Source organism: Ruegeria sp. CDSA193, from assembly GCF_059611885.1.
This window is the reverse complement of the sequence record NZ_JBXWPN010000006.1, coordinates 253195-274064: the sequence shown is the minus strand read 5'-3', so window position 1 is coordinate 274064 and position 20870 is coordinate 253195. Positions and strand designations below refer to the sequence as shown.

General features: G+C 57.6%; 21 protein-coding genes and 1 pseudogene. 3 read left to right on the top strand and 19 right to left on the bottom strand.

What is annotated here, in order from left to right:
- Window positions 1-135: 135 nt before the first annotated feature.
- The 15 genes and pseudogenes from AC2FLG_RS13770 to AC2FLG_RS13700 form a co-directional block, all read right to left on the bottom strand.
- On the bottom strand, window positions 136-1773 hold the full coding sequence (locus AC2FLG_RS13770; protein ID WP_496677699.1) for an ABC transporter ATP-binding protein: 1638 nt from the start codon (window positions 1771-1773) through the stop codon (window positions 136-138).
- Window positions 1770-2585, bottom strand: coding sequence for an ABC transporter permease (locus AC2FLG_RS13765; RefSeq protein WP_142636698.1), 816 nt, complete (start codon window positions 2583-2585; stop codon window positions 1770-1772). The genes AC2FLG_RS13770 and AC2FLG_RS13765 overlap by 4 nt, the downstream gene beginning before the upstream one ends.
- Complete coding sequence (locus AC2FLG_RS13760; RefSeq protein WP_142636701.1) at window positions 2585-3541, bottom strand: ABC transporter permease; 957 nt, start codon at window positions 3539-3541, stop codon at window positions 2585-2587. Before AC2FLG_RS13760 ends, AC2FLG_RS13765 begins: the two co-directional genes overlap by 1 nt.
- A 15-nt stretch (window positions 3542-3556) precedes the next feature.
- Window positions 3557-5140 carry an ABC transporter substrate-binding protein gene (locus AC2FLG_RS13755; protein WP_496706638.1) on the bottom strand — a complete coding sequence of 528 codons (1584 nt, stop codon included), beginning with the start codon at window positions 5138-5140 and terminating at the stop codon, window positions 3557-3559.
- A gap of 125 nt (window positions 5141-5265) precedes the next feature.
- Entirely contained in the window at window positions 5266-7257 is a 1992-nt protein-coding gene (locus tag AC2FLG_RS13750; protein WP_496706636.1) for a CocE/NonD family hydrolase, read from the bottom strand.
- 51 nt (window positions 7258-7308) lie between these two features.
- A complete protein-coding gene (locus AC2FLG_RS13745; protein ID WP_496706634.1) occupies window positions 7309-8412 on the bottom strand; it encodes a glycerate kinase type-2 family protein in 1104 nt (367 codons plus the stop codon).
- On the bottom strand, window positions 8412-8849 hold the full coding sequence (gene dtd / locus AC2FLG_RS13740) for a D-aminoacyl-tRNA deacylase (RefSeq protein ID WP_496706631.1): 438 nt from the start codon (window positions 8847-8849) through the stop codon (window positions 8412-8414). The genes AC2FLG_RS13745 and dtd overlap by 1 nt, the downstream gene beginning before the upstream one ends.
- 20 nt (window positions 8850-8869) lie before the next feature.
- Entirely contained in the window at window positions 8870-9538 is a 669-nt protein-coding gene (locus tag AC2FLG_RS13735; RefSeq protein ID WP_142636711.1) for a nitroreductase, read from the bottom strand.
- 81 nt (window positions 9539-9619) lie between these two features.
- A complete protein-coding gene (locus AC2FLG_RS13730; RefSeq protein ID WP_142636713.1) occupies window positions 9620-10729 on the bottom strand; it encodes a TFIIB-type zinc finger domain-containing protein in 1110 nt (369 codons plus the stop codon).
- An 18-nt stretch (window positions 10730-10747) separates the two neighbouring features.
- A complete protein-coding gene (locus AC2FLG_RS13725) occupies window positions 10748-11239 on the bottom strand; it encodes a cytochrome b (protein WP_496706629.1) in 492 nt (163 codons plus the stop codon).
- 65 nt (window positions 11240-11304) lie between these two features.
- Window positions 11305-12453: an SPFH domain-containing protein gene (locus tag AC2FLG_RS13720; protein WP_281994943.1), complete on the bottom strand. Its 1149-nt coding sequence runs from the start codon at window positions 12451-12453 to the stop codon at window positions 11305-11307.
- 22 nt (window positions 12454-12475) lie between these two features.
- A complete protein-coding gene (locus AC2FLG_RS13715) occupies window positions 12476-13480 on the bottom strand; it encodes a DUF2927 domain-containing protein (protein WP_496706628.1) in 1005 nt (334 codons plus the stop codon).
- Window positions 13449-14639, bottom strand: coding sequence for a toxic anion resistance protein (locus tag AC2FLG_RS13710; RefSeq protein WP_496706626.1), 1191 nt, complete (start codon window positions 14637-14639; stop codon window positions 13449-13451). Before AC2FLG_RS13710 ends, AC2FLG_RS13715 begins: the two co-directional genes overlap by 32 nt.
- A 31-nt stretch (window positions 14640-14670) precedes the next feature.
- The gene (locus AC2FLG_RS13705; protein ID WP_496706624.1) at window positions 14671-15585 is read right to left on the bottom strand and encodes a 5-bromo-4-chloroindolyl phosphate hydrolysis family protein; all 915 of its coding nucleotides are present in this window, start codon (window positions 15583-15585) and stop codon (window positions 14671-14673) included.
- 177 nt (window positions 15586-15762) lie between these two features.
- Window positions 15763-16569, bottom strand: a pseudogene (locus AC2FLG_RS13700) (pseudouridine synthase); the annotation flags it as partial.
- Window positions 16570-16630: 61 nt separating this feature from the next.
- Here AC2FLG_RS13700 and AC2FLG_RS13695 point away from each other — a divergent pair.
- The gene (locus AC2FLG_RS13695; protein WP_271949381.1) at window positions 16631-17086 is read left to right on the top strand and encodes a nucleoside deaminase; all 456 of its coding nucleotides are present in this window, start codon (window positions 16631-16633) and stop codon (window positions 17084-17086) included.
- A 25-nt stretch (window positions 17087-17111) separates the two neighbouring features.
- On the opposite strand, the gene AC2FLG_RS13690 is transcribed toward AC2FLG_RS13695, so the two are convergent.
- Window positions 17112-18089: a nuclear transport factor 2 family protein gene (locus tag AC2FLG_RS13690; RefSeq protein ID WP_282021489.1), complete on the bottom strand. Its 978-nt coding sequence runs from the start codon at window positions 18087-18089 to the stop codon at window positions 17112-17114.
- A gap of 7 nt (window positions 18090-18096) precedes the next feature.
- Window positions 18097-18789: a metal-dependent hydrolase gene (locus tag AC2FLG_RS13685; RefSeq protein WP_282021488.1), complete on the bottom strand. Its 693-nt coding sequence runs from the start codon at window positions 18787-18789 to the stop codon at window positions 18097-18099.
- 58 nt (window positions 18790-18847) lie between these two features.
- On the opposite strand from AC2FLG_RS13685, the gene AC2FLG_RS13680 reads away from it, so the two are divergent.
- Window positions 18848-19504 (top strand): ceramidase domain-containing protein, encoded by a 657-nt coding sequence (locus AC2FLG_RS13680; RefSeq protein ID WP_496706621.1) that lies wholly within the window; start codon window positions 18848-18850, stop codon window positions 19502-19504.
- On the opposite strand, the gene AC2FLG_RS13675 is transcribed toward AC2FLG_RS13680, so the two are convergent.
- Together AC2FLG_RS13675 and AC2FLG_RS13670 are read right to left on the bottom strand one after the other, a co-directional pair.
- The gene (locus AC2FLG_RS13675; protein ID WP_496694766.1) at window positions 19495-20058 is read right to left on the bottom strand and encodes a DUF4202 domain-containing protein; all 564 of its coding nucleotides are present in this window, start codon (window positions 20056-20058) and stop codon (window positions 19495-19497) included. The genes AC2FLG_RS13680 and AC2FLG_RS13675 overlap by 10 nt on opposite strands.
- A 135-nt stretch (window positions 20059-20193) precedes the next feature.
- Complete coding sequence (locus AC2FLG_RS13670; protein WP_185956681.1) at window positions 20194-20352, bottom strand: hypothetical protein; 159 nt, start codon at window positions 20350-20352, stop codon at window positions 20194-20196.
- Between the two features lie 227 nt (window positions 20353-20579).
- Between AC2FLG_RS13670 and gatC the strand changes: the two genes are divergently transcribed.
- Window positions 20580-20867, top strand: coding sequence for an Asp-tRNA(Asn)/Glu-tRNA(Gln) amidotransferase subunit GatC (gatC, locus tag AC2FLG_RS13665; RefSeq protein ID WP_142636734.1), 288 nt, complete (start codon window positions 20580-20582; stop codon window positions 20865-20867).
- Window positions 20868-20870 lie beyond the last annotated feature (3 nt).

Sequence of the window (20870 nt, the reverse complement as noted above, 5' to 3'; positions counted from 1 at the left end):
CCTTTTTCAGATTGCTTCAGCCGACCCTAAAAGATTCGGTGCGGTCTGGCTGCCTGATCCCGCCCCAAATGGCAAAATCCCGACACCTTGATCGAATGGCGCCGGGATTTCATAAACTTACAGGAAGGGCCGGGATCAGTTCCCGGCGCTTTCCATTTTGCGGTGGGCGACGACCTCTTCCAGCCAGCCCAGATGCATTTCGGGGACAGAGCTGAGCAGTAGGTCGGTATAGTCGTCAAACGGTGGGCTCAGCACCTGCGACTTGGGGCCGTAGCGGACGACTCGGCCCTGATACATCACCGCAATACTGTCGCTGATCGCGCGCACTGTTGCCAGATCGTGGGTGATGAACAGATAGGCCACATCCTCGATCTTTTGCAGGTCCAGCAGCAGTTTGAGGATACCATCCGCAACTAGCGGATCCAGCGCCGAGGTGACCTCGTCACAGATGATCATCTTGGGCTTGGCCGCCAATGAACGCGCAATGCAAACACGCTGTTTCTGGCCGCCAGACAGTTCCGCCGGATAGCGGTCCATGTATTTTTCGCCCAGCTCGATCTCATCCAGCAGTTCCACGATCCGCTTGCGTTTTTCCGCGCCGCGCATACCGAAGTAGAACTCCAGCGGGCGCCCGATGATAGTGCCGACGGTCTGACGCGGGTTCATCGCCACGTCTGCCATCTGATAAATCATCTGCAACTCACGCAGGTCTTCACGGCTGCGGCCCTTCAGATCGCCACTGAGCTTGCGTCCGGCGAAATTGATCTCGCCATCGCGCGGTGGAAGCAGCCCGGTGATCACCCGTGCCAGCGTGGACTTGCCAGAACCGGATTCGCCCACAACCGCTAATGTTTGGCCCGGATGGAGCTCGACATTGACGTTGTGCAGCACGTCGAAATTCAGCCCCTTATAGCGCGCAGTGATCCCGTCAACTGTCAGCACTGGTTCGGATGTTGGCTTCTTTTCTTCATGTTCGATGGAGCGGACCGAGACCAGCGCCTTGGTATACTCTTCCTGCGGGTTGTTGATGATCTGATCGGTGTTGCCGTACTCGACCGTGTTACCCATGCGCAGAACCATGATGTCGTCGCTGACTTGCGCAACGACTGCCAGATCGTGGGTGATATAGAGCGCGGCAACGCCGGTATCACGAATGGCTTCCTTAATGGCCATCAGAACATCAATCTGGGTGGTTACATCCAGGGCAGTTGTCGGTTCGTCGAACACGACCAGATCAGGCTCAGGACAAAGCGCCAGCGCTGTCATACACCGCTGTAGCTGACCACCCGAAACTTGGTGCGGATAGCGATCACCAATATTGTCCGGATCGGGAAGCCCCAGCTTGGCGAACAGTTCCCGCGCGCGGGCTTCGGCCTCTTTACGCGAAAACTTCTTGTGCTCCACCGCGGCTTCGATCACCTGATCCATGATCTTCTTGGCTGGGTTGAACGATGCTGCGGCGGATTGCGAAACATATGCTACTTCGCCTCCGCGCAGATTACGGATATCGCTATGCGGGGTTTTCAGGATATCGCGCCCGTTAACCCAAACCTCTCCGCCGGTGAGTTCAACACCACCACGGCCATAGGCCATTGAGGCCAGACCAATGGTGGATTTACCGGCCCCGGATTCACCGATCAGACCCAGCACCTTGCCGCGTTCAAGGTCAAAGCTGACCCCGTGCACGATTTCGATATCATGGGGTTTTTCACCCGGCGGATAGACGGTCGCGCCGATTTTGAGGTCGCGGACCTTGAGAAGGGTATCACTCATCCCCGGCCTCCTTTCAGCGATGTGGTACGGTTCAGGACCCAGTCAGCAACAAGGTTGACCGAGATGGCGAGGGTCGCGATGGCAACAGCCGGATATAGCGCCGCGCCGATGCCATAGACGATACCGTCTTTGTTTTCCTTCACGATTCCACCCCAATCCGCCAGCGGCGGTTGGACGCCCAGACCCAGGAACGAGAGGGTCGAGATAAACAGAACCATAAAGATGAACCGCAATCCGAACTCGGCCACCAGAGGCGACAGAGCATTGGGCAGGATTTCCCGGAAGATGATCCAGATACGACCCTCACCGCGCAGCTTGGCAGCCTCAACATAGTCCATCACATTGATATCCACAGCGACTGATCGCGACAGGCGATAGGGGCGTGTGGCATCCAGCAGGCCCATCACCAGGATCAGGATCGGGACAGTCACCGGGACAATCGCCAGAATGACCAGCGCCAGGATCAGTGTCGGGATCGACATGACCAGGTCAACCGCTCGGCTGAGGACCTGATCGGCCCAGCCACCAAGAACAGCGGCCAGCAAGCCCAGCGTGGTGCCGGTGGCAAAGCTGAGGATTGTGGCAGCAGCAGCGATAAAGATGGTCGTGCGCCCGCCATAGATCATGCGAGTTAGCAGATCGCGCCCGATATTGTCCGTACCCAACAGGTGTTTGGCACTGGACGGTTCCCAGACATCACCGACCACCTCAGCCATGCCGTAAGGAGCGATCAGGGGTGCCGCGAGCGCCACGAAAAAGTACAGCCCGGTGAAAAACAGACCGATCATGGCCGAAATAGGAAGATTCTTCATCATTTCGGGTGCCTCAGTCTTGGATTGGCAAGGATGGACACGATATCGGCAACCATGTTCAGCCCGATATAGACCGCAGCGAAGACAACGCCGCAGGCCAGAACCACAGGCACGTCACGCTTGGTCACCGAGTCCACAAGATATTGCCCCATGCCAGGGTAAACGAACACCACTTCGACCACGACGACGCCCACGACCAGATAGGCCAGGTTCAGCATAACAACGTTGACAATGGGCGAAATCGCGTTGGGGAAGGCATGTCGCGCGATGACCTGAAAACTGGACAAACCTTTCAGCTCAGCCGTTTCGATATAGGCCGACTGCATCAGGTTTAGGATTGCGGCGCGGGTCATCCGCATCATCTGTGCCAATACCACCAGCGTCAGCACAAAGGCCGGCAAGGCGATTGCATAGAGCTTTTCACCGAAGGACATCGAATCGTTGATCATCGCAAGCGAGGAAAACCAGCCCAGTTTTACGGAAACGAAATAGATAATCACGTAGCCGATCAGGAATTCGGGGATCGAAACCGTGGTCAAGGTCACAGCCGAGATCAATTTGTCCGGCATACGGTTGCGATAGCGGACGGCCAACAAGCCAAGGAAGATAGCGAGTGGTACGGAGACGACGGCGGCGGCACAAGCCAGGAACAGCGTGTTGCCCAGGCGCTTGCCGATGCTTTCAGCGATATCCAGTTTGTTGGTCATCGATTGGCCCAGATCGCCTTGAACGATCCCGCCCAGCCATTCGGCGTATCGGGTCAGGGCAGGGCGGTTCAGCCCCATTTCCTCACGTAAGTTAGCAAGAGCCTCAGGAGTTGCGGACTGTCCCAGGACGGCTTGCGCGGCGTCTCCGGGCAGGGCTTCGGTCAGGCCAAAAATCAGGGCCGAAGCGCCAAACAGCAATAGGAGTCCCAGCGCAAGGCGCTGGGAAACCAATTTGATGATAGGATGCATGATCCGTGGTCCTTATCAGGAGAACCACATCTTGCGGGACATGTTGCCGTTCATCATCTCTTGGGTCGGGTCGCTTTCCCAACCTTCCAGCTGATTGCTGACACCTTCGACGAAATCATTGAACATCGGGCAGATTACGCCGCCTTCGTCGCGGACCATCATGCCCATCTGTTTGTAGATGTCTTTGCGCTTGTCATTGTCCAGCTCGGCGCGGGCTGCAAACAGCATCTCGTCAAAGGCCGGAACCTTGAACCGCGTGTCGTTCCAGTCTGCGGTCGACAGATACGCGGTCGAATACATCTGGTCCTGCACCGGACGGCCACCCCAGTACGAGGCGCAGAACGGCTGTACGTTCCAAACCTCGGACCAGTAACCATCGTTGGGTTCACGCTTGATTTCCAGCGGGATACCAGCCTGAGCCGCGGTCTGCTGGAACAGGGCGGCCGCGTCCACCGCACCAGGGAAGGCGCCATCAGCGACCTGCAGAATGATTGGTGAGCCGTCATGACCCGACTTCTTGTAATGCTCAGCTGCTTTTTCGATGCTGAATTCACGCTGCGGGATCGAACCGTCAAACAGCGGGTAGGCCGCGTTGATCGGCATGTCATTCCCAATCGAGCCATAGCCACGCAGAACCTTGTCGACCAGATCCTGACGGTTAATCGCGTGTTTCAGGGCCAAACGCAGTTCATTGTTATCAAACGGTGCCGTGTCGCAATGCATGATAAACACATAGTGGCCACGGCCTGCGGTTGAATGCACAGTCAGGTTCGGTGCGCGACCCAGCAGATCAGCAATCTTGGGCTCAACCCGGTTGATCGCGTGGACCTGACCGGATTGCAGCGCGGCGGTCCGGGCGGTAGCGTCATTGATAACAACCACTTCGACGCTGTCGAAATTGCCGTAATCGCTCCAGTGGTTGGCGAACTTTTTGAACACGTGGCGGACGCCGGGTTCGTTGACTTCCACTTGGTAAGGGCCGGTGCCAACCCCTGCGCCAGGATTTTCCATGCCGCCATCCGGCTGGATGATCAGATGATAGTCTGCCATCAGATAGGGCAGGTCGGCATTTGGTTCATTCAGCGTAACCTGGAAATTGTCGCCATCAGCCTTCATCGATTCGATGCCGCGCATGATTCCCAGAGCACCGGATTGGGAATCCTCGTTCGAGTGACGCTCCATGGTTTTCAGCACGTCTTCGCTGGTCATGGTCTTGCCGTTGTGGAATTCCACGCCCTGACGCAGTTTGAAGGTCCAGACCCTGGCATCCGCGCTGCCTTCGACGCTTTCTGCAAGGCGCGGTTCGATCGATCCATCGGGCGCAACCTCGACCAGTTGGTCGCCGAACTGCTTGCCGTTCTGGAACGGAACCGAGCTGGCATAGGTGGCCGGGTCAAGCGAGTTGGTGGATTCCCCGCCCTGCAGGCCAAATTTCAGATCACCGCCCTTTTTCGGGCCAGCCGCGCGTGCAGCATCGGCAAACATTGTGCTGGCCATCGCAGCAGACACACCAAGTGCTGCAGCTTTCCCCATAAATTCGCGGCGGGTCAGCTTGCCAGCTGTAACCTGCTTGGCCATGTGAGTGATTTGTTCGTTCATTCAGATATCTCCCAGTGATTTATCTCGTCAGCCCCTGACGGGTTTTTTTATTGACGCGCCAGTCAAGTTAGGCGCAATTCGGTTGGTCGAGCAAGAAAAAAGTCCGGCTCAGACCTGCTTGAATTTCACATATGATTACGCGGTACGGTATCCTCCTTAGTCTTTGAAAATACCAAACTGCCGTTTTCAAATGCCTTGAGTTCAGCACAGAGGTAGAAGTTTCCGGCGTCTGACCACATTTCGCAAGATGTTTCTGTACGCAGATCTGTGCCGTCACGGATTATCTCTTGTGTCCAATGGCAATATCCGCGCGCAGATAACGGGTCATCAGGGCGAATCGACCAACGTTCAAAGGCTGTTCCGCCATGTGTCAGGCCGTGGTGGTTGTTTGTAACAAGGCCAAAGTCATCTTCTATAATCAGATGAGTTTCCCCCGAGTTCATGTCAGTTTCGACCTGTCGAGAGTTCCGGCTGTCTCGGACAGTCGTGATGTCGTGTGCGGCCTCGGCATCCGGGGGAGGGAATACATATGCCTCGCTCGCCGCGTGACGGATGGGCAGCTTGATTTGGCCCTCGGTCAGATGCAGTTCTGCAGACTCGGGCGAAGGCCAGATCAGCGGCCAATAGGCGCTGGATACCGCAATCCGCAAGTGGTGTCCCTTTGGCACCCGATAAGCGATATGGTCCAGATCCAGCGTGACCTCGTAAACCTTGCCAGGGACCAATTCGGTCGGTTGCGAATGGGTATCGCGATGGCACAGGTTAAGGACACCGTATGTTATGCGTGTTGTTGCCCCATCGGGATGGACGTGATTCAAGCGCACGGCCATCTGGGCATAGGGACGGTCGGCACTGATGTGCAGGCATATTTGCGGCGCGCCCACGATGTTCAAATCATTGGCCAGTGGGGCGCTGTCGAAACAGGCCGAAAATGCATCATCCACACGCTGATCGCCCGGCATATCCGGCCCCAACCAGATGGCGCAGTATTCTCCGCCTTCCATCCCGCAGGTCTGGGGGGATCGGATGCACGTGTCCAGGGGTCCGGGTTGGTCCAGCCCAGCATTAGAGATATTCAGAGTTTGAATAGGAAGATGCGAGGTCGCGCCTTTATCCTCGGTTATCCAGCAACCGGGCCGTTCCTTGTACCAGCGCTGGGGGCGTACCCCATCCATAAGATAGGCGCGATAGTCGGGTTCCTGGTCGACGCCAGTATCCTGGCCTTTCAACCAATGGTCCCACCAACGCAGGGCTTCTTGCAGAAATCCGATTCGGGGCTCCGGAACAGCAAAATGCGGATACTTGTGAACCCAAGGTCCGACGATCCCCTTGACCGGAGAATCAAGCTGTTCAACCAATAAAGGCACCGTATTCTTATAGGCATCACCCCAGCCGCCAACAGCCAAAGTCGCCGCCCGGATAGCGCTGAAATCCTCGCAGACTGACCCGTGACGCCAATAGGCATCCCGAGTCTGATGGCGCAACCAGACAGAGGGCAGAAAGGGCTCGTTCTCAAGGCGGTCCAGCCACAGCTCGCGCCAGTTCGGACGCAGGGCCGGATCGGGAGCGCGCGATGAATAAGACCACATGGTCGCGCCCCAGCCGAGATTTTCGTTCAGCAGGCAGCCACCCTTGTAGTGGATGTCGTCCGCATACCGGTCGGCGGTCGAGCACAGCGTGATAATCGCCTTCAGCGCCTCTGGCTGTAGTGCCGCCACCTGCAATGAATTGAAACCGCCCCAACTGATCCCCATCATTCCTACAGAACCAGAGCACCACGGTTGCTGCGCCAGCCACTCGATAGTTGCAACTGCATCGTCCAGTTCCTGCTGGGTATACTCATCCTCCATCAGCCCTTCGCTGTCACCATTGCCGCGCATGTCCACGCGGATGCAGGCGTAGCCGCGCTTGGCAAACCATGGATGGGTCAGGGCGTCTCGTGTCGCAGTGCCGTCGCGTTTGCGATAGGGCAGGAACTCCAGAATGGCAGGTACAGGGTGGCTTTCTGCATTCGCCGGCTTCCATATCCGGGCTGAAAGCCGGCACCCATCCGGCATGCGAATGCCGATATCTGGCAGGTCTTCGATGTCGAGTAGCGAATTGTCGGCTGGATTCATTCGGTCAGTCTCGGGGCCAAAAAGGTTTTGGTGCAGGTGAAAATCGTCAAATCAGCTTCGGATTGCGACAATAAGGTCCATTACGTTGGTACCGGTCGGTCCGGTGACGAAAAGAGCATTTACGCGTTCCAGATAGCTGCCGCTGTCAGCATCCCGCAGCGCCTTTTCCGCACCATCGCCCCAGGTGGTCCCGTCAACAATCGCCCCCGCGGCCTGGGTCGGCCCGTCGGTGCCGTCGGTGCCCCCGACAAGCAGCGTCAGCCCAGCAATACCCGCGATTTCTCTGGCCAACGCTAAAGCGAGGGCCTGATTGCGCCCACCCTTGCCTGGATTTCTGGGCAGCACGACAGTTGGCTCTCCACCGAAAACCATGACGCCTTCGGGCATATTGCGCAGCTGTGGCCCCAAACGGGCTGCTATGCTTTTCAGGTCATCGTGCAGGCATTCCTCATTCGCTAAAACGGGTGCGCCCTCGGCCATGGCCTGTCGGACGGCGGCAGCACGGGCATGCTTGTTCGATGCAACGATGCGAGCAACTCCCTGAAAATCGCGCGGCTCAGGAAGTGCGCCAATGCCCGATCCGATAACGTTCAGGTCATCGCCGGGCACATCGGAAATCGCCAGTACAGTCGCCTTCGCTCCTTTGAACTGGGCCAACAGGCCAGACCCTTTGATTTGGGACAGTTTGCGCCGTTCGGCGTTCATTTCAGAGATATTCAACCCTTCCGACAGCAGTTTTCGGTTTAACTGCTCCAGATTCGCCAGCGTTTTGCCGGGTACAAGGTCCTCGGCCAAAGACGAGGCCCCGCCCGAAGCCAGCAGCAGCAAATGCGAAGATGATCCCATCGACTGGACCATCTCACGCAGTGCGCGGCCCGCTTGCAGACTGCGGATATCAGGAACGGGATGAGAGGCCTCGATCACCCTGACATGGTCAGGCAGGGCGTCCCCGTGGCCATCCTTGGTGACAACCAAAGCGGGGAGGGGGCCGAAATGGTCCAGCGTTGCGCGGGTCATCGCCGCCGCAGCTTTGCCGACAGCCAGAATTTGGTTGGGCTGCTCTACATCGTTCAAGGCGGATAACGTCGCCGCATATCCACCAACCGCGTCAACCCCGGCCTGCCATATTCGGGTTGCCTTTTGCCTTTGCTCCATCAGCTTTCGACCCAGATCGTGACCGGTCCGTCATTGACCAGTTCCACGGCCATATCCGCCCCGAACTGGCCGGTTTCGACAGGGACGCCAAGACCACTTAGCCGATGCGCGAAAACCTCATACAAGCGTTTTCCAACCTCTGGCGGTGCGGCTTCAGAAAACCCCGGGCGGTTCCCGCGCGAGGTATCAGCGGCAAGTGTGAACTGGCTGATTACTAGGGCCGAGCCGCCCATATCCAGAACCGACCTGTTCATCTTGTCGGCCTCATCCTTGAATATCCGCAGCTTTGAGACCTTGGCAGCAAGCTGTTCGGCCTTTTGTTCGTCGTCTCCTTGCATCGCGCAAACCAGTATCAGCAGGCCCGGACCGGTTTGTCCGATCACCGTACCCTCGACCGAGACTTTTGCCAGCGAGACCCTCTGCAACAGCGCACGCATTTGGTTCCTCCATTTGATGGTCAGTCGACCCACTCGACAAACGCGTCGGGCGCGGCGCGACTGGTTCTAAACCCGTTGGCCGGGTGGTCTTTGTCTGCAAAGCCGAAAGAGATCGCACATAGGATCAGACGGTCATCCGGGATGTTGAAATATCGATGCAGAAAAGGGCCATAGCTGGCCACTGCGGCCTGCGGAATTGTCGCTATGCCCAGAGCCTGCGCCGCCAGGGTGAAGGCCGTAACAAAGCCACCACAATCCATGGCGCCATAAGCGCCGAGTTCCGTTGGGCTGGATATGATTGCACAATGGGGCGCTCCGAAAAGGGCGAAATTCTCCATCATCTGCCGGGTGGACCCGGCGCGATCTCCGCGTTCAACGCCAACGGCTTCGTAAAGGGCCCAGCCGCATTCACGGCGTCGTTCCTGGTAGATGCCCGAATAGGAGGCAGGAAAGGGCAGGTCCGGGGATGGCGTGTCCGCGATTACCTCATCCTGCAGTGCCTTCCGAAGCTTATCGGTCTCTGGCCCGCTGGTGATGGTCACGTTCCAGGGCTGCGCATTGCACCAGCTTGGAACGCGGGCTGCGCTGGTCAGGATCTGATTAATCTGATCCTTTGGCACCGGGTCAGAAAGGAAGGCGCGGCAGGAATGCCGTTGATCCAGTAGATTGTTCAGAGCGGATAGTGTCACACAGGCCTCCCCATCGGCGTTGACAGGGCGCAGGATGATGTCAGACCGGCGGATGTTCAAGGGCTGATGCGGTCGGCAGGGTCACTGTTGACCGGTTGCCACCAGATAGCCAACACCGGCTGCCACCAGCAGGCCAAGGCACACGGCGACCGAGATTTTGAGCGCTGACCAGGGACGTTCACCCTGAACGCGCCCGGTGCGGCCGTTGACCACAAACCTGTAGGTCTGCCCCCGATATTTGTAGGCGGCCATCCAGATCGGTAATAGGACATGCTTGAAGGTCACATCCCGCACATCGGTCTCAACCGCATGAACGCGCTGCCGATCGCCACCAATATCAAAGCGTACATCCCGTTCGATCACGCGGGACATATGTGCGCGCGCTTCGGTGTAGCCGTCATTCAGTTCGACCGTATAGGCCTCGGCCCGAAAACCGGCGAGGTACTCAGGCTGATACGGTTCCAACGCGGGTAAATCCCAGGGTTCCAGCGCGTCGGTGTACTTCTTGGGCAAAGACTGGGATGCCAAAACCAGAACGTCATCAAAGAACCGTGCGACCCGGCCCGATTTCGGGGACCATCTCACCTTGGCGACCCTTTGCTGTACACGCTTGCCATCGCGCATGACACTGCGTGTTTCATAGTAAACTATGCCGCGCTCGCCCCGATATGTGGATTTCGTATCCGCATCGAAGGTCCAGTATGGAACATAGATACCCTGCATCTTGCGCCCTTTGCGGGCATAATCCTTCAACCCGTTTGGGGCGAACCATAACCGTCCCAGCCAGTCTCCCATCGCTTTATGCGCAGTGCGTTCATCCAGCGCAAAGGGCAGCACGCCGCGGGGTTTGATGTGACGGCTGATGCCGGTATCCGTCACTACTGGGGTTGCGCAAAAGGGGCATTCGGCTGCGTGCGTAGCCGGGTCGAATTCAACCTGAGCCGCACAGTTGGGGCAGGTCAGAACACGCGTTTCCTCGATCTCATCGTCAGGCAGCTGATCCGAAAGCGCACTGTTGAAATCCAGCTCTTTCAGGCTGGCACCGCCCCACGGTCCGGCGCCAATCGCCTCGGAGTGACCGCAATGGTCACAGGTGAGCGTACCATCATCGGGATTGAACCGATAATCCGCCCCGCATTGATCGCAGGGAAAGCGGTATTCGTCTACAATGTTAGGGTCGGTAGGGGCCATTGAAGCCTCGAATTTGCGTTATCGGCCAGAGGACAGTCGCATCCGGTTCAGCACCCCGTCCCGTTTGATGAAATGATGCGAGATGGCAAAGGCAGCGTGACCTAATGCGACGAACAACAGGGCATTGCCCACGGTTTCGTGGACCTCACCAGCAACGTGGATACCCCCGAACCAGGCCAACATGCCGAAGATTGGCACCGCGACCATCAGCGCATAAAGCAAGAGATGTCCCAACTTTGCTGCAGTCGCCATCAGGTCCGAGCTCTCCTCAACCGGGGTAGGCGCGCCCTGTCGCCACCGAAGAAGGATGCGGACCAGGATCAGCGTAAAGACGATGCAGCCAAGCCAGACATGAGGGGTGGCCCCTTCTGTCCAGACCGTGTTGCCCTCTAGCCGGGCATGCAGGGCGCGTCCCATGCCATCGCTGCTGATCCATTCGCCGATGATGATCACAGCGATCAGCCAGTGCAATACAATTTGGGGCTTTGAGTAGCGGTCCAAAGTAGACATTCGTTTGCTCTTTCAGAGAGGTTGCGGATACGCGTTAAACGTTGCTGCCTAAGCTTTCCGTCACTTCAGGCTCCGGGCGGGGGCGGCGGCAAGATCGTGAACAACTGCGCCAGTTCCTGTACCTCACCCGCCTTTTTCCATCCGTCCTGACCGGCGGTCCAGACATGGGTGTCACGGGTGATTTCTCCGTCTGTCGCCATGCGGCCCATCTTGGCCTTGGAAAATGGCCCGCTGGTTTGCCCGTCAACGGCGATATGCCAGACATGTTCCACTGGCGGTGGCGGCGGAGGCGCCGTATGCGCCGCAGGTTGCTGGGCAGCGGGGGCGGAACCGCCCCACGGGCCGCTCGGCTGACCCGCTGCCATGTTCGACATCTGCTGTGCCATGGCCATGCCCATTCCCATGCCAAGGCCAGCGCCCATGCCACCTCCCTGACCGGGATTGTTGGCCGCGGCTGTCATCGCCTCAGCGGCTGAATACTGGGTGAATTTACCCAGATCACCAGCCAGCCCCATCGATGTCCGCTTGTCCAGCGCCGCTTCAACTGCGGGTGGCAGTGAGATGTTCTCGATATAAAATTCAGGCATCTCCAGCCCGTACCCGTCCAAGACCGGGGTCACTTCTGCCGCGATCAACTTGCCCAGATCGGCGGTATTGGCGGCCATGTCCAGAACTGGAATGCCTGATCCTGCGATGACCCGGCTGAATTCCTGAACGATGATATTGCGCACCTGAAAGCTGATCTCATCCATCGTGAACTCACCATCGGTGCCGACGATTTCGATCATGAATTTTGCTGGGTCTTTGACCCGGGTTGTATAAGTACCGAAAGCGCGAATGCGGGTCGGTCCGAATTCCGGATCGCGCAGCATGATCGGATTCTTGGTGCCCCATTTCAGGTCATTGAAGCGAGTCGTGTTGACGAAATAAATCTCGGATTTGAACGGAGACTGAAAGCCATGGTCCCAATGCTGCAGTGTCGTCAGGATCGGCATATTGTTGGTCTCAAGCATATAGAGACCGGGGGTGAAAACATCCGCCAGCTGCCCCTCATGCACGAAAACGGCCGCCTGGCCTTCGCGCACGGTCAGTTTGGCGCCGTATTTGATCGCATGGCCCTCGCGTTCGAACCGCCAGACCATCGTATCGCGGGTGTCGTCGACCCAGTGGATGACGTCGATGAACTCGCCGGTCAGAAAATCGAAAATACCCATTTGGGGTCTCCTTATCTTGGGCTCACAGCTGCTGGCCCATCAGTTCGCGCGCAATGATCCGCACCACGGGACGCGCGTCTTCGACAGCCACGCCAGGCTCAAGACGCGGGTCATAGAGCATTGTCAGTAATTTCTCGTCATGGCTGGTCAGCAGCGCAAATTCATCGTCATCATTAAAGATGGATGGTCGCGCAGCGTTGCTGTCATTGGAGAGTCCCAGCCCCTGCGCCATTTCTTCGTGGATGCAACTGCGCCGCAGCATATCAGGCAATTCAGCACGGATCAGCACCACCGCCCGAACAAATCGGTGCAGGGACCGGTTGGTCGGAGACGCGATGACAAAACAGTCAATATTTGAACGCGGGTTTGCAACCAGGTCAAGCAATGGCTGATCGATGCCAGGTACAAGCTGTTTCAGGCGGGAGACCACGTATGCACTGTCATCCTTTCCCGCGAAAAAGACATGGAAATTTGCCTTGCGGGTAACGACAGACATCGGATGACCGGTCACTTTGGACAGCCGCGCGGTAAAGATCTCGACCTGTTCGGCATCCTTTGCCCGCATTTCGGGGGACACAGACGGTGCGAATTCTGTCTGAACACGGATGGGGGTGGACCATCGGCTAAGCTGGCCCTCGGTCGAATATGTGGTCGCGGTGACGGCGTGATCTGGATACTCGTTGAAAAAGGCAATCGCCTCGAAATTGCGCTCCAGATCGCTGGCATCATAGGGAGTGTCCGGCCCGCCGCCATCGCTGCGCAGCATACCACGCGTCAGCAGGTCACGTTCTACCCGCTGATAGAACCGCGCCAGATCCTGACTGGCCGCAGATGGAGGTACATAGGCATTAGGGGCAGGCGCTGGGGGGGCTACGGGGCGCGGTTGAGGGGCAACCGAAGACGTCAGGGCCTCGTCGCAGTTGGCCAGCGCCAGCAATGCGACCAGACCCAATACGGGCTTCAGATATCCCTGTGACCGCACCTTCAATCCACCATCAGCCCGGAACAGCTGTTCCGGCGTTGTCACCGATACCGTCCTTGCGCGCTTTGGCTGCGGCCAAAGTGTCGCGCAGTTCGGTTTCCATCTTCTGCAGCTCTTGCTCGGCAGCGGCGCGTTTGGCCTTGCCTTCATCCGCAATCTCCAGGCTTTCATTGATGGTTCCGATCAGATCGGCATTGGCCTGTTTTACGGCCTCGATATCAAAGACACCGCGCTCCATTTCCTGACGGATCACCTTGTTCGACTCGCGCAGGTTGGCGGCATTCGCGGTCAGAAGGTCGTTGGTTAGGTCATTCGCATCGCGCACGGCGGCGGCGGCCTCGGCGCTGCGCTGAATGGTGACGGCTTGTGCCAGCTGGGTTTCCCAGAGCGGCACGGTGTTCACTAGGGTCGAGTTGATCTTGGTCACCAGGGATTTGTCATTTTCCTGAACCAGACGGATCGAGGGCAGCGACTGCATGGTGACCTGTCGCGTCAGCTTCAGATCATGCACCCGGCGTGCCAGATCATCGCGGGCAGCGCGCAGATCGCGCAACTCCTGCGCTTTCATCACCTGATCCTCTTCAGGCGCGGCCTGAACCTCGGCCTCTTTCTGAGGAATGTCCTGACTGTCCAGCTCGGTCAGCTTCTCTTCGCCGGCCGCGATGTAAAGCGCCAGCTCATCATAAAAGCCCAAGGTTTTTTCATACAGGATGTCCAGGGACTTGATGTCCTTCAACAGCGTATGTTCATGCGAAAGCAAGTCATCCGTGATCCGGTCGATCTGGCCTTGAACCTGTTCGTATTGGGCGGTGAACTTGGCGAACGGGGCGGCCTTGCCCAACAGTTTTTCCCACCAGCTACGCTCGCGCCGCACGTCGAGTTCGCTGACCGAGAAACCACGGATCGTGGTCACGATATTACGCAGGCTGTCACCTGCCGGACCGACATCCTTGTTGCGTACATCCGCCAGCATCGCCTGGCTGATTTCCTGCAACTCGGCCTGCGCACCCGAGCCGAAGGACACGATGGAATTCGTGTTCCCCATGTCGATCTCGCCCATGCGTTTACGAATTTCAGCACCTACAGGCTCGTCGGCCTCTTTCAGAAGGACAATTTCCGCCGTGGGGTCGGGCAGGGCGACGGCGGTCACTTCCTGTACCAGCGTTTCGGCTTCGACCGCCTTGTTCTTTACTTCCTCGGACATGGGGTAATCCTCTCTGTATACTTTGGGCCGGTCAGTCCAACCGAACGCCTTCGCGCTGCAACCGTTCGCGCAGCACGTCAATTTCAACCGTCAGATCGCTGCGGTCATCCAATAGCATCTTACGGGTCCTGGCAGAGAAATTCTGTTCCAGGTCATCCAGTAGAGACGAGTAATTCTGCAGCGACTGTGCATCACGTGTTCTGGCATAAACATCCGAGAACTTTACCGTCGCGTCACGGGCACCCTGCAGATAGACGGTCAGGTATTTTCTTGCTCCGGCCAGATCGCGCGGGTCTTCTTCGACGGTGCGAAACAAATCGCGGGCAGTTTCCTGAAATCGCTCGACCCGCGCTTCGATCCGGCGGTCCCCAGCACGTTTGATGGCGTCGGTCATTTCGGTCAGATGCGCCTCAGCGTCTTCGACTACCCGTGCGACACGGTCCTGCTGAAAGGTATCGATGCCTTCCATGCCTTTGTCTGACATAGGGTCCAGGCCGAAGGAAACGGAATGCAACACAGCAGCGGCGGTGCCGAATAAAACCGGGGCGATGAGGCTGGCGTCAGACACGGTTGCCGCATCGAGAAACTCGGATCGGTATGAGGCCAACCCGGCCCCAAGGCCGGTCAGAACGCTGGAAAATATCTTGCGGGGAATGGCCGGGCGCCGGGCTGTGCGCCGTGCGTTATAGGCCGCCTCTGCCCGCAATCCTTCGCGCAGCAGAAAGGCCGCCCCGGTCAGCAAACCAGCGGCAACAAGTCCAATGGTCATCCCGATCGCACCGTCGTTCAGCGACAGAAACACCAATGGAACAGCCGGGATAAACAGGATATTAGCTCGCGCGCCAGCCGGTTCTACGCGCGCGCCATCAAACTGACCGCGCGCCGGTTGATCTGTCGACGAATCTGAGTCGTTTGGGCTGTATTTGCCGCCAAAGCGTTTGGCCATGTGCTTACAGCCCTCCCAGTAACCCGGTGCAGACGCCGAACAACAGAACCAACAAGGCCACGTAAGCCAGTTTTTGTACTCCGGACCCGGACATGATGCTCCCTGAGTTTCTCTTTGCGGAAAACTTAGGGGATGCGCGGCCCCGGCGCTAGGGGGAAGGTTACCTAACCCTTATCATTTGCGAGATTTCTTGCCGATCGGAGGCCGTTTGCGCTGTGGTCGTGCAGGGCGTTTGGCCGGAGCCTCGGGCTCAGCCTCAAGACCAAGCTGATCACGCATGACCCGGCGGCGAATTTCCTCGACCTCTCCGGGTTTCAGTTTGCCCAACTGAAACGGGCCGTACGAGACGCGCAGCAACCGGTTCACGGCAAAGCCGATATCCTCGATCGCGCGGCGGATTTCGCGGTTTTTACCTTCGCGCAGGCCAATGGTCAGCCAGGCGTTTGCGCCCTGTTGCCGATCGAGTGTTACATCCATCGGTTGGAACCGTTCACCCTCGATCACCAGCCCCTTTCGGAGCGGCGCGAAATCCTCGTCTTTTGGACGCCCGTTTACACGGACGCGGTATCTGCGCAGCCATCCGGTGGCAGGAAGTTCCAGCTTGCGCTTGATGCCGCCATCATTTGTCAGCAACAGCAACCCTTCCGAGTTCAGGTCAAGCCGCCCGACGCTCATGACGCGGGGCATGTCCTCGGGCAACTTGTCGAAGATCGTCGCGCGGCCTTTTTCGTCCTTCGTCGTCGTAACCAGACCGGGTGGCTTGTGGTACAGCCAAAGACGTGACGGTTCCGGCTCGGACACCGGCTTGCCGTCGACGGTGATCTTGTCTTTGGCGGTAACGTTCAGCGCGGGGCTGTCGATCGTCTTGCCGTTCACAACCACACGACCTGCTTCGATCATGCGTTCCGCTTCCCGGCGCGAGGCGACGCCAGCGCGGGCAAGGACTTTGGCGATCCGGTCGCCTGGAGGAGGGGTATTAGTCATTTGCAGCCCATAGCGCATCCCGCCGCCTTGCGAAAGGCAGGTTTCTGATGCAGTCAGAGGCATGGAGTTCAGATCGTACATGGATATCGCGCTTGAGCAGGCGCGCGAAGCCGGTGAACGCGGCGAAGTTCCGGTAGGGGCTGCTATCGTGCTGGGCGACCGGGTTGTCGCCGTGGCAGGCAATCAGACACGCGAGTTGAACGACCCAACCGCACATGCCGAGATACTGGCCCTGCGCGCCGCCTGTGCTGCGACCGGATCGGAACGCCTGATTGACCACGACATCTATGTCACACTGGAACCCTGCGCGATGTGCGCCGCGGCTTTGGCCGCCGCTCGTGTTCGGCGGATCTATTACGGGGCCTCTGATCCCAAATCGGGTGGGGTAGCTCACGGGGCGCGTGTATTTTCCCATCCACAGTCGCACCATAAACCCGAAGTGTTTGACGGTATTGCCGCCAAGGATTGCGAAGCCCTGCTGCGCGAATTCTTCACCAAAAAGAGGGCCAGTAAATAATCTGGGTTGGGACCGGCCTGCGGTGCTAGGGTTCGGCCCAGTCCACGCGATAGACCGTCTGTGGCCCACCGAACCCCTTTAGTTGAGCCGAAATCGGAGCGCTGAACTGCAGCCCGGCGGTCGCGCCCAGCAGCAATCGGGTAACGTCGGTGACAAGAATTTCATTCGCGCCACAAAGGCCAGTCACCCGTGCGGCCTTATTGACCACCGATCCAAAGAAATCCTCGTCCCGCTGAATGACATCGCCGGTATGAATGCCAACCCGAAGACCCAAGGGTATATCCGACTGTAGGGCCGCATTTTCCCTTTGGAATTCGGTCGCCGCTTGGATCGCGTCGTGGACAGAGGAGAAGATCGACATCGTGCCATCCCCAAGTGATTTGACCAGTCGGCCGCCATGGGTGTGAATCAGATTTTCAGCCAGATCGAAATGGCTGGATATGAGCGCGGTCCATTTGTGATCTCCGACCTTACGCGTAATTTCAGAAGAACCCGCGATATCAGTAAACATGACCGATGCCGCGCCCTCTTGTTGATCCTGAGTGAATTCCTGCCGAGCTGCCGCGATCAATGCGTTCAGCGCTTCATGCTCGATCCCGATTTTCTCCATGTTCGAAGTCGGGTTGGAGACATGCATCTGGATCATCTTCCAGACACCGTTTTCAAGATGCAATACAAAGGTGAACCTATGGAGTGTGGCTTTGCCGTTTGATGTGAATGCAAGTGTTGCATCGCAATGGGCCCATCCTATGTCACCGCATTCAAACGCCTCGAGCGAATGTTCGTCCCAGCTGAAATCCGGAATTTCGCGGGTGTGGTCGGCAAAGCCCTGGCGGAACACCTGTCCGGACCAGCTTTCGCCATCTGCCGACCCCTGATACCGCAGATGTTCAGATGACGAGAGCAGGTTCATCAGCGCGGCGCGATCCTTGAGGCGAACCGCATCATTCCAGCGCCGTATGACAGCGACCAGTTCTGGAGAGGGTGTTACCGCGTTACTCATCAAGCGGCTACAGCTTGATGGCTTGCATCAGCTGCGGTTCGATCACCTCGACACCCGGCAAACCGTCCGCCAGCACCTGCGCGGATTGCTCCAGAATCGGGAAGGTCTTGTAATGGCAGGGAATCACGGTTTTGAAATTGAAATAGCGCTTTGCAGCATAGGCGGCGCCTTTCATGTCCATGGTAAAGTGGCCCCCTGCGGACAGGATACCTATATCGGGTTTATAGTAATCCCCCATCCAGTCCATATCGGCCATGATATCGGTGTCGCCCGAAACATAGAGCATGTGCCCCTCGGATGAGATCATGAAACCGACCTCGCTGCCGCCGGTGCGCAGCCCGTCTGGGGTCGAAAATGTCGAGCTGTGCGAGGCGGGTACCATCGAGACCATAACACCGTTCAGGTTGACCGTGCCGCCTTTGTTGAAGCCGACTGTTTCCAGACCTTCGGCTTCGCTCCAGTACCCCATCAGGTCATACTGACCGACCGCGGGGACGTTCAGATGTTTGGCCAATGAGACAACGTCAACAACATGATCGAAATGCGTGTGTGTCAGCAGGATATGTGTCGCGCCTTCCAAAGCAGCGTCATGCTGATCTTCAGGCAAAACGGGGTTGCCGGTCAGCCATGGGTCGATCAGCAGTACTTGTCCTGCTGTTTCAATGCGAAAGCTGCCATGCCCAAGCCAGATGATATTCATGAAAAGCACTCCCAAATGAACTGTTGGCAGCAGACTAGCATCGGGTATGTAAAATTTCATGGATTGGTTTCGGGAAATTGACAGCTATTGCGAGCGTTTATCGCCTGCCTATTGGGCAGAGCCGATAAATGCGGTTACGAATGCCGCCTTTTTGATTGCGGCTTTCATTATGTGGCGGCGGGTGCGCGGGCCGGGGATGCCATTGGCAAAAATGCTTGTGGTTATCCTGGTCGGCATCGGAATTGGCAGTTATTTGTTTCACACCCATGCACAGGTCTGGTCCGCGTTGGCGGATACTGCACCCATCCTGCTTTTTATTCTGACCTATATTTTTGCAATGAATCGCGACGTCTGGCAGTTGCGGCCGCTTTACGCGTGGATCGGCGCGGCCCTGTTTGTGCCATATGCCGCTTTGACGATTCCGGTGTTCCAACTGTTTCCGGGTCTGGGCGGATCGGCCGCCTATGCTCCGGTGCCGCTATTGATCCTGATTTACGCCGTCCTGTTGTCGAAACGCCTGCCTGATACCGCCCGCGGGCTGGCGACCGGCGCAGTGATCCTGATCGTGTCGATTACCTTTCGCGCTTTGGATGCACCGATTTGCACGCAGTTCCCGACCGGTACGCATTTTCTGTGGCACATCCTGAACGCCACGATGTTGGGCTGGATGATCGAAGTCTACCGCAGGCACCTAAGCCTTGCGTCTCAGGCCTGAAACGCAGCAGCCAGTTCTGCGGGCAGGTCAAATTCGGCAAGAACCCTGGTGCGTGCATCGGATGACATCTTACGCGCGGTTTTCTCGACAATGCTGAGGATTTTTTCCTGCGAGTGCTTTTCGGCGAAGGGAGCGAAATACCATTTGAGGAACACAAAACAGGCCACATCTTCCAGCGCCTGCACCTCGTTGTCACGTTTGATACCCTGCTTGCGCACCATGCGTCCGGCGTCTTGGATTTCGTTTTCTTCAAATCCGCACTGCTTCATCAAGGTCATGACGGTTTGCGCATGGTGTTCGCCCTGCGCCTTGCGCCAAGCCAGATACCCTGCGCGCCCTTCGGGATATTCACTTCGGGCCAGCTTCCAGCGTTCAACATGTTGCCCGCGTGCGGCGATCTCAAGCGAGTTCGATGCATCGGGAAAAAGCCTGGCCAGTTCAGCGCTCATGCGTTGTCCGTAAAGCAACGCTGCGGGTTGGCCGTTCTCTAAGGTTGGATCTTGGGTGTTGGCTGCGTCGATTGCGTCCAGGACTGCCTGTTTTCGCGCGCTCATACTATGCTCCGTGGGCTTGCCGGAAATCCGGCGGTGTGTTCGGACGCATCGTAGCGAGTCGGCAAATCAAACGCAGCAGTCAAATGCGAAATTCCGGGTCGGAGAGGGGGATCCGACCCGGACGAAGTTGTGGCGTCAGTTACCCAGCTTCGTTTTGTCCTGTGTAACTGGTTCGGAAACCTGATCGGGGAAAGACAGGTCGCGGGTTAGCGAACCCATGGTGGGTCCGAATGCCTGAGCTTGCGTAGCAAGAACAGTAGTGGCCAACACAAATGCGGTCATGAGCGTTTTCATCATCTTACTCCAGTTAGTGGCTGTGCCATGCTGTAAGAAGTGAACGGCGCAGTTCACTTTTTCAAGGCGAATTCTGAACTAATTGGTTTACTTTTGTGCATAGGCGCTATGCATTTTTGTATGGCTAAGCCACCTCCTTGCATAGAAGGGGCAGAACAACCGCCTGCTACCCTTGCGACCGAGGCATCAGACAGGTAAATGCCCCCTGACGCATATGAGGTTTTCCGATGTCGATTGACCAAAGCACCGCCGCAAAGGTGGCCAAACTGGCCCGGATCAAGGTCGAGGATGACGCGCTGCCTGCGCTGGCATCCGAGTTCAACACCATTCTTGGGTTCATCGAACAGTTGAATGAAGTGGATGTCGACGGTGTCGAGCCGATGGTTTCGGTCGAACCGATGCGCCTGAAGCGCCGCCAGGATGTGGTCACCGACGGCAACCAGCAGGACAAGGTTCTGGCCAATGCCCCCGACGCACGCGAGGGTTTCTTCGCAGTCCCCAAAGTGGTGGAGTAAGAC